This window comes from Bradyrhizobium sp. 191, assembly GCF_023100985.1.
Lineage (GTDB): Bacteria > Pseudomonadota > Alphaproteobacteria > Rhizobiales > Xanthobacteraceae > Bradyrhizobium > Bradyrhizobium diversitatis.
The window spans coordinates 4,515,310-4,528,705 of sequence record NZ_CP064692.1 but is presented as its reverse complement, the minus strand read 5'-3'; the positions used below and the strand labels follow the sequence as shown (position 1 = coordinate 4,528,705).

Genomic DNA, 13,396 nt, shown 5'->3' with positions numbered 1-13,396 from the left:
CAGATCATGAAACTCAATGTCGCCGTCCAGATGGATCCCATCGCCCGCATCAACATCAAGGGCGATTCCACCTTTGCGCTGCTTCTGGAAGCGCAGAAGCGCGGCCATGGCCTGTCCTATTACACGCCCGACAAGCTCTCGATGGTCGGCGAAGAGCTGGTCGCGCCGGTTCAGCTCCTGACCGTGCGCGACGAGCCCGGTGACCACTTCACATTGGGCGAGCCCAGGCGCGAAGCGTTGAACGGCTTTGACGTGGTGCTGCTCCGCCAGGACCCGCCGTTCGACCTCGCCTACATCACCTCGACGCATTTCCTGGAGCGCATCCATCCGAAGACGCTGGTCGTCAACGATCCCGCCTCCGTGCGCAACGCGCCGGAGAAGCTGTTCGTGATGAATTTTCCGCAGCTGATGCCGCCGACGCTGATCTCGCGCGACCTGGATGAGATCAACGCGTTTCGCGACAAGCACGGCGCCGTCGTCATGAAGCCGCTGCACGGCCATGGCGGCGCGGCGGTGTTTCGCGTGATGCCGCAGGACATGAATTTCGGCTCACTGTTCGACATGTTCTCGGTGACGTTCAGGGAGCCCTGGGTGATCCAGCAGTTCATCCCCGAGGTGAAGCACGGCGACAAGCGCATCATCCTGGTCGACGGCGAGTTCGCCGGCGCGGTGAACCGCGTGCCGGCCGCCGACGACCTCCGCTCCAACATGGTGCGCGGCGGCGCGGCGCAGGAAACGGAGCTCACCCCGCGCGAGCGCGAGATCTGCACCACCGTCGGCCCGGCGCTGCGCGCGCGCGGCCTCCTGTTCGTCGGCATCGACGTCATCAACGGCAACCTCACCGAGATCAACGTCACCTCGCCGACCGGCATCCGGGCGATTGCACGGCTCGGCGGCCCTGACGTCGCGGCGAGGATCTGGGACGTGATCGAGCAGAAGCGGAAGAAGTAGAGCCCGTCACTTCGTAACCGCTCCATCACCGTCACCCTGAGGTGGCCACTTCTTCAGCGGCCCTCGAAGGGCGACGGCCCGTCTGGAGCACCGAGGCCGTGCATCCTTCGAGGCTCCGCACGCCATGCATTCGCATCGCGTGCCTCGCACCTCCAGCGACAATGGCTTCGCCATTGCGCGGGGATGACGGACCGTGGGCGGTTATCGCGGATACGACGCGGCTTCCGAGCCCACCACTAACCACCCGTTCACCATGACGCCCACGCGCCGCATTCAATCGCGTGCGCCGGTCTGCGTGAAACTACGGAGCCGCCGGCGGATCGAATAACGCCGCGTTCACCATCCGCCGAAAACCAGCATCGCCGGCCGGCCATCGCATTCGGCCTCGCAACACCCCTTATACTTTTGCTCCCTACTCATCGACGCGGGGGAACACGCCACGTGCAGTTCGAGTGCCCCGCGTAAGAGTAGAGGCGCATGAACACCGCACGCATTGTCGTTCTCGTCATCGCACTGGGCGCCGGCGGCGTCGCTGCGTATCTGGCGAGCGGCTTCGACAACAATCCCGCGCCTGCCCCTCCCGTCGCCGAAAAGCTGCCGACGGTCGAGGTGCTCGTCGCGAAGAACGATATCCAGCTCGGCCAGGCCGTAAAGCCAGATGATCTGCAATGGCAAGCCTGGCCGGCCGCGACGGCGAGCAGCGCCTTCATCCGCCGCGACGGCAGGCCCGACGCGCAGACCCAGATCGCCGGCTCGATCGCACGCGTGCCGTTGATGCAGGGCGAGCCGATCCGCGAGCAGAAGCTGGTCAGGGCCGAAGGCTCCGGCTTCATGGCCGCGATCCTGCCGTCCGGGATGCGCGCCGTCTCCACCGAGATTTCAGCCGAAACGGGCGCCGGCGGCTTCATCCTTCCGAACGACCGCGTCGACATCATCCTGACCCGCCGCCTGAAGAATCCAGACGGCAACAGCGATGGCCCGACCGGCGGCAACGACCTCATCCTGTCCGAGGTCATTCTCGCCAACATCCGCGTGCTCGCGATCGACCAGGCGCCGAAGGAAAAGGACGGCCAGAACGCCGTGCTCGGCAAGACCGTCACGCTCGAGCTCAGGCCCGACCAGGTCGCGACGCTCTCGGCCGCACGCCAGGGCGGCACGCTGACGCTCGCGCTGCGCAGCATCGTCGATGCCAACGCATTCGAGGGCACGCCCGAGGACCAGGCGGTCAAACGCCCGGGCGGCGTGAACGTGATCCGTTACGGCGTGCAGGCACGACAACTGACGTCACAGAAGTGATGGGGATAGCATGAGTTACGGGGGCGATCGGACGGGCCTGCGCATTCGGGGGAAGCGCGCGCGCTCGTTCCTGGCGGGGACGATGTTGATGCTGGGGCTGCTCGCAGCCTCCGACGCCGTCAGCGCCGCGGATGCGCCGGTCGGCGACCAGGCGCCGATGCAAGCGCCCGACCTCGGCGTGTCGCCGGTCTCGACGGTCGCAGCGGCGAGGACGCGATTTCTCTCGCTTGGTGTGGGCAAATCCGTCGTCATCGACCTGCCGCGCGAGGTCAAGGACGTGCTCGTGGCCGACCCCAAGATCGCCAACGCGGTGATCCGCTCGGCGCAGCGCGCCTATATCATCGGCGGCCAGGTCGGCCAGACCAACGTCGTGTTCTTCACCGCCGACGGCCAGCAGGTCGCCTCCTACGACATCGCCGTGAAGCGCGATCTCAACGGCATGCGCGCGGCGCTGCGCCAGTCCTTGCCGGGCGTACAGGTCGAAGGCGTCGGCGACAGCGTGATGCTGACCGGCTCGGTGTCGAACCCGGTCGAGGCCCAGCAGGCCGGCGACGTCGCCGCAAAGCTCGTCGGCGGCGCTGAGAAGGTCGTCAACAACATCGTCGTGCGCGGCCGCGACCAGGTGATGCTCAAGGTCGTCGTCGGCGAAGTGCGCCGCGACATCGTCAAGCAGCTCGGCGTCGATCTCAGCGCCAGCCTGAATGCCGGCACCGCGGTGGTGAACTTCAACAACTCCAACCCGTTCTCGATCTCCGGCGGCCCGCTCGTCAGCAGCAACGGGCTCGGTGTCACCGGGCTCGCAAAAGGCGTGGCCACGGTCAATGCCACGATGCGCGCGATGGAAAGCGCCGGCGTGATGCGGACCCTGGCCGAGCCGAGCCTGACGGCGATCTCCGGCGAGTCCGCCACCTTCATTGCCGGCGGCGAATTCCCGATCCCTGCGGGCTATTCCTGCGATCCGGTCACCCATGTCTGTACCACCCAGATCACCTACAAGAAGTTCGGCATCTCCCTGAACTTCACGCCGGTCGTGCTCAGCGAGGGACGTATCAGCCTGCGCGTGATGACCGAAGTCTCGGAGCTGTCGAGTCAGAACGCCATCTCCGTGACGCAAGCAGTGTCCGCGGGCCAGACCAGCTCGATCACCATCCCGTCGATCCAGACCCGCCGCGCCGAGACCACGCTGGAAATTCCCTCGGGCGGCTCGATGGCGATGGCCGGCCTGATCCAGCAGCAGACCAAGCAGGCGATCAACGGCCTGCCCGGCGTCGACCAGCTGCCGATCATCGGCGCGCTGTTCCGCAGCCAGGACTTCGTCAACAACGAGACCGAGCTGATGGTGATCGTGACGCCCTATGTGGTCCGCGCGGTCGCCCAGAAGGAATTGTCGCGGCCCGACGACGGCTTCGCGCCGGCCTCGGATGCGCAGACGGCGCTGCTCGGCCGCATGAACCGCCTCTATGGCATCGCGCGCCGCGTCGATCCGATCAGCGGCACGCCGGGTGATTTCGGCTTCATCATCGACTGAGACGAACGCGCGGCGTGGGAACCGGTGCAGGAATTGGGGCAGGAGGGGATGAGGCGATGACGAAGACGACAGCCGATCGACGTCGCAATCTGGGCGTGGTGCTGGCACTGGCGGGGATCTCCGTCATGCTCGGCGCCTGCAACACCACCGAGATCGTCACCCAGACGGTGCCGACCGACTATCGCCAGCGCCACCCGATCGCGGTGCAGGAAGGCAAGCGCTCGATCGTGATCTTCGTCGGCAAGGCACGAGGCGGCCTCTCGGCCGCACAGCATTCGGATGTCGCGGGCATCGCGCGGGACTGGGCGCGCGAAGGCACCGGCTCCGTCGTCGTCGACGTGCCCGTCGACAGCGCCAATTCGCGCGCGGCTGCTGCGACCTACCAGGAAATCCGCTCCGTGCTGGCGTCGGGCGGCGTGCCGTCGCGTGCCATCGTCCAGCATCCCTACCGCCCCGAGGATCCCGGGCTGCTGCCCACCATCCGCTTGAGCTATTCGAAGATTGCGGCCGTCGCCGGCCCCTGCGGGCTGTGGCCGGAAGACGTCGGCCCCTCCATCCTCGACCCCGGCTACAACGAGAACCGGCCCTACTTCAATCTGGGCTGCGCAACCCAGCGCAATCTCGCGGCCATGATCGACAACCCGGCCGATCTCGAGCAGCCGCGCGCCGAGACGCCGGCCTATACCGCGCGGCGCAACATCGCGTTCGAACGCTATCGCAAGGGCACGACGACCACGACCGCCTATCCCGAATCCGACAAGGCCAAACTCAGCGACACCGGCAGATGACAAGCTTCGACGACGAAGAAGCGGACGATCCGCGGCACCCCGAGGAACACATTGCACCGGTTCCTCGCATTTCCGTACAAGCCTTTTGCGAGACCGAGCAGACGCTCAAGGCGGTGACCGCGGCGGGCGAGGATCGCCGGCTCGCCAAGGCCCACCTCACCGCCAAGGACGGCGGCCTCGCCGCGGCGATCGAGGTCTATGAATCGATGCCGACGCCGAACGTGATCGTCATCGAGTCCGACGGCACGCGCGACATCCTCGAGGGCCTGGACGACCTCGCCGGCGTCTGCGATCCCGGCACCCGCGTGGTCGTGATCGGCAACCCCAACGACACCGCGCCCTATCGCGAGCTGGTGCGCCGCGGCGTCAACGACTACGTGGTCGGCCCGGTCGAGACACTCGACGTCGTTCGCTCGATCTGCAGCCTGTTCTCGGCTTCCGAGGCCATCATCACCGGCCGCGTCATCGCCGTGGTCGGCGCCAAGGGCGGCGTCGGTGCGTCCACCGTCGCGCACAATGTGGCCTGGACCATCGCCCGGGACCTCGCGCTCGATTCCGTCGTGATCGATCTCGACCTCGCCTTCGGCACGGCGAGCCTCGACTACAACCAGGATCCGGTGCAGGGCATCGCCAATGCGGTGCTGTCGCAGGACCGGCCGGACACGGCGCTGATGGAACGCCTGCTCGCCAAATGCACCGATCGCCTCAGCCTGCTGGCGGCACCGGCTGCGCTCGACCGCGTCTATGATTTCGGTACCGAAGCCTTCGATGCGGTGTTCGACACGCTGCGCATGACCACGCCCTGCATCGTGCTCGACGTTCCCCATCAATGGTCCGGCTGGACGCGGCGCGCGCTGGTCAACGCCGACGACATCGTGATCGTGGCCGAGCCCGATCTCGCGAACCTGCGCAACACCAAGAACATGCTGACCGTGCTGAAGGCGGCACGCCCCAATGATCGCCCGCCGCTGTACTGCCTCAACCAGGTCGGCATGCACAAGCGCGCGGAGATCGAGGTCAAGGCCTTCGCCAAGACCATGGAGAGCCAGCCGATCGCGGTGATCCCGTTCGATTCGAAATTGTTCTCGACCGCGGCCAATAACGGCCAGATGATCGCGGAGGTCTCCAAGACCCACCGCACCACCCTTCTGTTCCAGACCATGGCGAATCGCCTCGCCGGCCGCGGCGAGGTGAAGAAGCCGAAGCGCTCGCTGCTCGAGCCGCTCCTGAAGAAGCTGAAGGGCAGGTCGGGGCGCGGGTCAGCCCCGCATCGCAAGGCGTCGTAAAGAGCGGGAATCGCAAAGATCGGAAGAGGGCGGACTAATTGTCCGCCCTTTGCTGTTTCTTCGCCAGCAACTGGCGCAACGCCGTGACCTTGGCCGCCGCCTGATCGGGCGGCAGATCGGCCTTCACGAGTATTTCGGCTTCGGCCTCGCGGCCCTGCAATCCCAGCACGAGCGCGAGATTGGCACGAACCCGCGGATCGTTCTGATTGCGCTGATAGGCGCGGCCGAGCACCTGTTCGGCCTTCGGCAGATTGTTTTGCAGCACATAGGACAGGCCGAGATTGGACAGCACGGTCGGCTCATTCGGCACGATCTTCAACGCCGCGGCGTAATATTGCTGCGCCTCCTCGTTGCGGCCGAGCTGATCGAGCGCCGCGCCCTGCGCCGACAAGATGCGCCAGTCCGGATCCTCGGGCGTATGCGCACGGCTGAGAACGTCGAAGGCCTGCTGGAAATTGCCGCTATCGGCGAGCGCGCGGCCGTAGCCGGCGAGCAGCGCCTTGTTGCTGGGATGGCCAAGCACGGCCTGCTCAAGCACCGCGACCGCCTGCGCGCGCTGGCCTGTCTCGCGCAGCGCCTTGCCGTAGGCGAGCGCAACGGAGGGATCGCCGGGCCTGGCGCGATAGCGCTCGCGCAATGCGTCCATGTCCGGCCGGGCGTCGGCCTTGCCGGCTGTTTCCGGTTTGCCGCCGAGCGCGCCGGTGACGTCCTCGAGGCCCGTCGTCTGACAGCCGCCGAGGCCGAGCACCAGGAGTGCGGGAAGCAGGAATCTCGCCGAAGGGGCGAGGCACGAACGCTTGGACATACTCTGATCACTCGGCAACTGATCAGAGATGCTGACCCATTAACGCTAAAGTCCCGTTAAGGAGGACGGCCGCTGCGGCCTAATCGACGAATTCGGCGCCGAACTCGCAGCCGATGCGCCAGCGCAGGCGGCATTGGCGGGAATAGTCGGGCGCGAAGATGATGGTGAATTGCGGCGGCACTTCCAGGAATTCCGCCACCACTTTCACACCCCCATCCGAAATATCCGTGATCGTGCAATCCCGCGGCAGCGAGCCCGCGCCAAAATGAATCTTGGCGAGCCGGCTGCACACCCGACGTTCGCTTCTTCGGCGATTTGCAAGCATTTGAACTGTTCACCCGTTAGATCACGGCCCATCCCGCGAGCCCAGCAGTAGCGGACATTCGTTGGAATGTGCTGAGGACAGAAGGCGGCATTCGAGACGCAGTCTTCGCGTCACGTTTACGTCTGGTTAGGGCCTGCGCAGGCGTCGAAGAGCGTTCCCGTATTGTTCTTGCGGAAACAGCCGCGCTCTGCTACCCCTAATTGCGCGAAAGGGGCAGGCTGGTTCGAGCATGGTTCAGCGGGTTTCTACCGTCGCCTTTGAAGGGATCGAGGCCCGCGCGGTCGACGTGCAGGTGCAGGTCGCGCCCGGTCTGCCGGCCTTCGCCATCGTCGGCCTGCCGGACAAGGCGGTGTCCGAGGCGCGCGAGCGGGTGCGCTCGGCGCTGATCGCCTCGGGACTGGCGCTGCCGGCGCGGCGGATCATCGTCAATCTGGCACCGGCCGACCTGCCGAAGGAAGGCAGCCATTACGACCTGCCGATCGCGCTCGGGCTGATGGCGGCGATCGGCGCGATCCCACCGGATGCACTGACCGGCTTCACCGTTCTCGGCGAGCTCGGCCTCGATGGCTCGATTGCGCCGGTGGCCGGTGTCTTGCCCGCCGCGATCGGCGCCAATGCGCGCGAGGAAGGCTTGATCTGCCCGGCGGCCTGCGGCTCCGAAGCGGCCTGGGCGAGCCCGGACATCCAGATCATCGCGGCGAGTTCGCTGATCCAGATCGCCAACCATTTCAAGGGCACCCAGGTGCTGTCGCGGCCCTCGCCAAAGGTGCACGAGGCCCCCGCCTCCACGCTCGACCTGCGCGACATCAAGGGCCAGGAAAGCGCCAAGCGCGCGCTGGAGATCGCGGCCGCCGGCGGGCATCACCTGCTGATGATCGGCGCGCCCGGCGCCGGCAAATCGATGCTGGCGGCGCGCCTGCCCTCGATCCTGCCGCCGCTGTCGCCGGGCGAGCTGCTCGGCATTAGGTAGCAAACTCACCAAGCCCAAGCTGGCGGCAATCCTACCTGATTTGCTACCATTCGCCTATGAGCAAGCAAGATGTTGAGCGGTTTCGTAAACAGGCTGAGGAAGCCCGCCAGATGGCGGCGCAGTCCATTAGCGCCCTAGACAAGGAATCATGGCTCCGCATTGCGGAGGATTGGCTGCGGCTCGCTCAGGAAGTTGAGAAGCGGGCAGGCAGGTCATGAACGAATTTGTCGTAGCAGGACTCGTGAAGCGTCGGGCGCAGTTGGCGGGCGATATCGAGGCCGCCCATGAGTCCCTTCGGAAGATGGTCTTGGACTTGGAGAGCCTAGACGCCACGATCCTGCAATTCGATCCGAGCTACCGGGTGGAGTCCATTAAGGCGAAGGCCTTCCGGCCGCCCAAGGATTGGAGCAACCGGGGCGAGATGTCCCGGATCGTGCTCAGCATCCTTCGCCAAGCCGCAGAGCCGCTTACCAGTCGGGATGTCGCCTTGCAGCTGCTAGTGGAACGGGCCTTAGACAAGAACGATCAGCGGCTCTTGCGGATCATGTCCAAGCGGGTCGGGCTGGCGCTCCGGATTCAGCGGGAAAACGGCCTTGTCCGGTGCGAACAGGGACCGGGGCAGTACATGCTTTGGCAGATTGCGCGCTGATTCGATATTACCAATTATTAACAATGGGTTAACCTACTTCGCTTTCTGTTTCCCGTAGAACTAGAATATTTTTCAGGTTCCCGATTGAACTCAGCCGGGGTCTAATGTATCTACAAATCAGGCTATGCCTGTAGGTCTTCCGTATGGGGGCCGCGCAAAAGGTCGGGTTAACACCCGGCCTTTTGTGTTTTTACGGACCTTTCTTCTGATCAAAACAGTAGGTTTTGATGCCGAGAATGGCTGCTTTTTCGGCTGGTACTTGGTCGGTGATGAGCCGACCTCCCTTCGCAATCCTGTCATAGACATCATAGCTCGCATCGTAGCTCCCGCGAGCAATTGAGTAGATATAGCTATCCGCGATTTGCATTAGCGTGTTCGCCTTATCTTTCCCCTCAATAGTCAGAAGAGTGTGGGCGAATTGTTCGACGGTCAGAGGCTCGTACTTCGCGGAGTTCTGCTTATCGAACGCAAGGCCATTGTTTTTTAGATTGATATAATAGCTCTTTACGCGCTGGTTGGTCCCGGGGTCGGCCATTTCGAAGGACACGGTCAACCGGCGGCCATTCATCCGCGCGAGTTTGGCTGATCTCTCCAAAAGGATATCGAATGCGCTTCGGCACAAGAGCCACTTCGCATCACCCTCGCGCTTGCCATATCCACGCGCGATATAGCCTGGACGGTCGATAACGCAGGCTGTCCCCGACACGGGCATGGCAGCCAAAAAGTCCTGATAGGTTGACCAAAACCTATTCAGATCGCCTTGGTCGAGCGTACCTAGCCAAGCAAAATTCTTCTTTTTTGCCCGCATGTCCGTGAAGTGGAGCGGCGCTTTGATTTTCGGCCACTGCTTTTTGAAGTCGGAGAGACCCTGTTTGACCGTAGCAACGTCTTCGTCGTTGACGAGGATACCTCCCATCGCAAACCAGTCGTTACCGTGCTTGGCCTCCGTTCCGGGTCTATCAGGATGGCGGGTGCCGGACTCATCAATGTAGAGATGAAGCAGTGGTTCTTTCGGCTTATCGTCGGCCATCAGCGTCTCGGTTGTGTTTGGGCGGGATACAACAATTCACAGTACAGTCTTAAAAATCAATCCGCCAACCGCTTCTGCCAGTAGCCTTTCCATTGACGCGATACCGGATGCTGCAAAGCGGCATCCGTTGCCATCAAATACTGCTCGCCGTTGCTGACACGGCGGTTGTTCTCGCGCCAAGCCATTTCGCTGGCATAGGCAGCCAGATAGGGGCCGGCGACATGGTGATGAATGCCGATCTCCGCACGACGTAAGCGTGAGAAGAACGACTCCGCCTGATTGGTGCAAGCCTCGCCATCCGAATAGGCTTCGCTGTGATTGATCCGCTTCGTCAGGAAGCGAGCGTGTAGCGCGTCCCAATGTGCAGCCTCGTCAGCATGAACGGTGCTGCCGGGCTGCACGGTGCGCGCAATCGTCACCACGGCTGCGTCTTCTGACTTGAAGACGAAAGGCAGCGTCCGGCCGCCGCGCTCGCGCATGATGACCACGACGCGGCGCTTGCCGGTCTGGTTCTGCACCAAGCGGCGGTCGCGGCGATTTTCCTTGTGGTTGGCGGGGCGAACGTGGCCGCCGAAATAGGCGCCGTCGACTTCCACCGTGCCGCCTACGGTCGCGCCGTTGGCTTCTGAGGCCATCGCTTCGCGGATTTTATGAGCCATCACGAAAGCGGTCTTGTACTGGCAATCTAGGTCGCGGCTCAGTTGAAGCGCGCTATGGCCCTTCGCGCCGTTGACGAAGATCGCGATGGCCAAGAGGTAGTCGCGGATCGGCAGCTTGCGGCTGGCGAAGATCGTGCCCGACGTGACGCTGAATTGGTGATTGCAGCCCTTGCACTTGAACAGCTTGCGCGTCTGGTAGGTGTAGACGGCGACGCAGCCGCACTTGGGGCAGAACGGCTCGCCGTTAGTGGCGGCCCAGCGGATCAGCTTGAAGGTCTGATAGGCTTCCTCGTCCGACAAACGGGCGACTTTCGCTAAACTTAGCGACCTCGCCCTTGCCGTGAGAAGGAGGTGTTGCGACATGAGACCAACGTTTTCCGTTGACCTCATCGATAAGCGTTAAAAGTAATGGCGTCAACTGAAATCGTTGACCTTGACGAATATGTTTATTGTCAACATATTCCGCGGATGACCCCAGAACAGTGTCGAGCCGCGCGAGCATGGCTAAATTGGCCTCAAGACGCGCTTGCAAAAGCCGCGAGCGTGGGCGTTTCGACCGTGCGGGATTTTGAGGCGGGTCGGCGGGTGCCGACCCGGAACAACCTCGCCGCAATGCAGGTGGTTCTTGAGGGGGCTGGCGTTTCATTTGTCGAAAACGAAAAAGAGCGGGGCATTAGCGTGCCCCGCTCGACAGAAGGCGCTGATTCTGCTAGAAAATGATGGTGGACCGGTTGGGGATTGGACCCAAGCCCGCGCAGGTGGAAATCCGGCGAGCGTCTCCAGACCCGGCCCGTCCTAGAGACTACCGATCACGCGGGAACGTGACCGATAGCCCCTTAGGTGAATGTGAGTTGATCTATATTCTCATGTTCCACCTTCCTTTCGGCCCGTTTGGACCGGGCACCACACTTGGTTAGAGAGACCTCGAACCGGACCCGATAAGGGTCCGGTTCCTAACCTATACCCCGATTCTCCGAGTGCATCAAGCGCACTTCCGCGCTCTTTAGCAAAGAGTCACGTTTTGTTGGTCCCGCGCGCGCCATCTGTCATTTGAATATTGCTTGGAACGCCTGCTTTATCGGCCACCATCCGCCATTTTCGCCTAAATTCGGCCGCGGACCACGGCTTTCCGGAGTACTCACAGATTACCATCGGGCCTGTTCGCTTCCAGTGTGGGACATTGTTGATCTCCTCCATGATCATGGAGAGCCGCTTAAGGTCATTCTGGAGCGGCTTGGTCTCGCCCTTGCGTCCGACCGGTAATTCCCGGCGCAAAATCATGTTCTCGTCGATGTCAGACCACATCAGACCGCCGACCCACTTCTCGTGGTCGTTCTTGATGTCGTCTGGCCCCGGCTCATCCAAGGGGACCCATTGGCCAATAATATCTACTTGACGAAGCTTAGGAATTTCAAATTGCAGCGCCTGCGCCAAGGCAATTGAAGGCCAATTAAACTGGTTGTGGGCCGTTGCCCTGATCGCCCGCGCATGATCGTAGGTCAGAATCTCGGTCCTCGTAGGAGGTGGCTCAAACCGCATATTCCCAATGATCGTGCTAAGCCGGGTACAAGCATCATCCTCCAGCACGACCGAACCGAAGCTGCAAAGTAATCGCACCTTGCCGAGCAGAGAATGGCCCATTGAGGCCTTGCCGCCTGCGGCCCAGCTATTGTCGTGCATGTATTGAACGCGGCTGGCAGTCCAGTCCGCCACGCGTTCTGAGCCAATTTCCCTGTCTAAGCGATTGATACCTTGATCGTAATTCTTCCGAACCGAATGCTTAAGCTTGTGATACGGCGACTTCTCATGGGTGCGGTAGGCCTTAATCAGGCCTGAAAAGGTGCCGTCGAAAGCGGCCGGCTTCTTAGGCTCGTGCTCGGATTTGGGCTGCTCCGACTGAGCGCCGTTTGCATAGGCCCGCTCATCCTTTGGAGGCTGGTAAACGCCCACATCGGGCGTGATGCCTAGCTCGATTGCCAGTTCCTTGAACTTGGCGAGCTTGTCCAATCGCTCCCGAAGGCGCGCCATTTCGGCGTCAATCGCCGCCAAATAGCTCTGTTGGTCGCTCATGGAATCGATACCCAAGTCAGCAAGCACCGAACATATGTCATTTAACATAGGGGTCAATCCTTACATAAAAATACCGCGAGGCCGTCCCCAGGGACGCTGCCTCGATCTTGCTGCGTAAGTTATTGAATTTGTTGGGAGGTGAGTTTGCTACCTAATGCCGGAGCTGCTCGAGGTCTCGATGATCGCCTCCGTCGCCGGCGAGATCGAAGGCGGCGCGCTGACGGCGCGGCGGCCGTTCCGCGCGCCGCATCATTCCGCCAGCATGGCCGCGCTCACCGGCGGCGGCATGCGCGCCAAGCCCGGCGAGATCTCGCTGGCGCATCAGGGCGTGCTGTTCCTCGACGAGCTGCCGGAGTTCGATCCGCGCGTGCTGGATTCGCTGCGCCAGCCGCTGGAGAACGGCGAGGTCGCGGTATCGCGCGCCAATCACCGCGTCACCTACCCTGCCCGCTTCATGCTGGTCGCAGCGATGAATCCCTGCCGCTGCGGCAATGCGTTCGAGCCCGGCTATGCCTGCAAGCGCGGCCGCATCGACCGCTGCACTGGCGACTACCAGGCGCGCATCTCCGGTCCCCTCATGGACCGCATCGATCTGCGCATCGAGGTGCCGGCCGTGACCGCGGCGGACCTGATCCTGCCGCCGCCGGCGGAAGGCTCCGCCGAGGTCGCCGCACGCGTGGCGGCGGCGCGCGACATCCAGCTCGCACGCTATGCGGATGCCGGCCTGCCCAAGATCCGCACCAATGCCGAGGCGCCCGCCTCGGTGCTGGAGGAGATCGCAAAGCCGGATGCACAAGGCGCCAAGCTGCTGCGCGATGCCGCCGAGACCATGCGGCTGTCGGCGCGCGGCTATCACCGCGTGCTGCGGGTGGCGCGCACGCTTGCCGACCTCGATCATGCGGACAAGATCGGCCGGCTGCATCTGGCCGAAGCGCTGTCCTACCGCGCACTCGCGGAGGATGTGCGCCAGATGGCGTGAGCGCATCGCGCATCAACCCGGCGGTAACGATTTTCCTTTACGCTCTGCAAACCATAAGGC

At 63.2% G+C, this 13,396-nt stretch carries 12 protein-coding genes and 2 pseudogenes; 9 read left to right on the top strand and 5 right to left on the bottom strand.

What is annotated here, in order from left to right:
• The first annotated feature begins 6 nt into the window (after positions 1-6).
• The 5 genes from gshB (at position 7) to IVB23_RS21035 (ending at position 5,849) form a co-directional block, all read left to right on the top strand.
• Complete coding sequence (gshB, locus tag IVB23_RS21055) at positions 7-951, top strand: glutathione synthase (RefSeq protein WP_247799866.1); 945 nt, start codon at positions 7-9, stop codon at positions 949-951.
• Between the two features lie 477 nt (positions 952-1,428).
• The gene (cpaB, locus tag IVB23_RS21050; protein WP_247799865.1) at positions 1,429-2,247 is read left to right on the top strand and encodes a Flp pilus assembly protein CpaB; all 819 of its coding nucleotides are present in this window, start codon (positions 1,429-1,431) and stop codon (positions 2,245-2,247) included.
• 10 nt (positions 2,248-2,257) lie between these two features.
• Positions 2,258-3,775 (top strand): type II and III secretion system protein family protein, encoded by a 1,518-nt coding sequence (locus IVB23_RS21045; protein ID WP_247799864.1) that lies wholly within the window; start codon positions 2,258-2,260, stop codon positions 3,773-3,775.
• A gap of 56 nt (positions 3,776-3,831) precedes the next feature.
• Positions 3,832-4,563 (top strand): CpaD family pilus assembly protein, encoded by a 732-nt coding sequence (locus IVB23_RS21040; protein WP_247799863.1) that lies wholly within the window; start codon positions 3,832-3,834, stop codon positions 4,561-4,563.
• Positions 4,560-5,849 (top strand): AAA family ATPase, encoded by a 1,290-nt coding sequence (locus tag IVB23_RS21035; protein ID WP_247799862.1) that lies wholly within the window; start codon positions 4,560-4,562, stop codon positions 5,847-5,849. The genes IVB23_RS21040 and IVB23_RS21035 overlap by 4 nt, the downstream gene beginning before the upstream one ends.
• 34 nt (positions 5,850-5,883) lie before the next feature.
• On the opposite strand, the gene IVB23_RS21030 is transcribed toward IVB23_RS21035, so the two are convergent.
• Complete coding sequence (locus tag IVB23_RS21030) at positions 5,884-6,654, bottom strand: tetratricopeptide repeat protein (protein WP_061880023.1); 771 nt, start codon at positions 6,652-6,654, stop codon at positions 5,884-5,886.
• A gap of 79 nt (positions 6,655-6,733) precedes the next feature.
• Positions 6,734-6,979 carry a PilZ domain-containing protein gene (locus tag IVB23_RS21025; protein WP_018644993.1) on the bottom strand — a complete coding sequence of 82 codons (246 nt, stop codon included), beginning with the start codon at positions 6,977-6,979 and terminating at the stop codon, positions 6,734-6,736.
• Between the two features lie 229 nt (positions 6,980-7,208).
• Between IVB23_RS21025 and IVB23_RS21020 the strand changes: the two are divergent.
• Together IVB23_RS21020 and IVB23_RS21015 are read left to right on the top strand one after the other, a co-directional pair.
• Positions 7,209-7,937: pseudogene (locus IVB23_RS21020) on the top strand (magnesium chelatase domain-containing protein); the annotation flags it as partial.
• 226 nt (positions 7,938-8,163) lie between these two features.
• Positions 8,164-8,598, top strand: coding sequence for a hypothetical protein (locus IVB23_RS21015; RefSeq protein WP_247799861.1), 435 nt, complete (start codon positions 8,164-8,166; stop codon positions 8,596-8,598).
• Positions 8,599-8,788: 190 nt separating this feature from the next.
• Here the strand turns inward: IVB23_RS21015 and IVB23_RS21010 are convergent, their stop codons facing one another.
• A complete protein-coding gene (locus IVB23_RS21010; RefSeq protein WP_247799860.1) occupies positions 8,789-9,628 on the bottom strand; it encodes a DUF3800 domain-containing protein in 840 nt (279 codons plus the stop codon).
• Between the two features lie 56 nt (positions 9,629-9,684).
• A complete protein-coding gene (locus IVB23_RS21005; protein ID WP_247799859.1) occupies positions 9,685-10,650 on the bottom strand; it encodes an IS1595 family transposase in 966 nt (321 codons plus the stop codon).
• A gap of 45 nt (positions 10,651-10,695) precedes the next feature.
• Between IVB23_RS21005 and IVB23_RS21000 the strand changes: the two genes are divergently transcribed.
• Positions 10,696-11,007 (top strand): helix-turn-helix transcriptional regulator, encoded by a 312-nt coding sequence (locus IVB23_RS21000; protein WP_346659109.1) that lies wholly within the window; start codon positions 10,696-10,698, stop codon positions 11,005-11,007.
• A 294-nt stretch (positions 11,008-11,301) separates the two neighbouring features.
• Here the strand turns inward: IVB23_RS21000 and IVB23_RS20995 are convergent, their stop codons facing one another.
• Positions 11,302-12,357, bottom strand: coding sequence for a hypothetical protein (locus IVB23_RS20995; protein WP_247799858.1), 1,056 nt, complete (start codon positions 12,355-12,357; stop codon positions 11,302-11,304).
• A gap of 160 nt (positions 12,358-12,517) precedes the next feature.
• Between IVB23_RS20995 and IVB23_RS20990 the strand changes: the two are divergent.
• A pseudogene (locus tag IVB23_RS20990) lies at positions 12,518-13,336 on the top strand (ATP-binding protein); the annotation flags it as partial.
• Positions 13,337-13,396 lie beyond the last annotated feature (60 nt).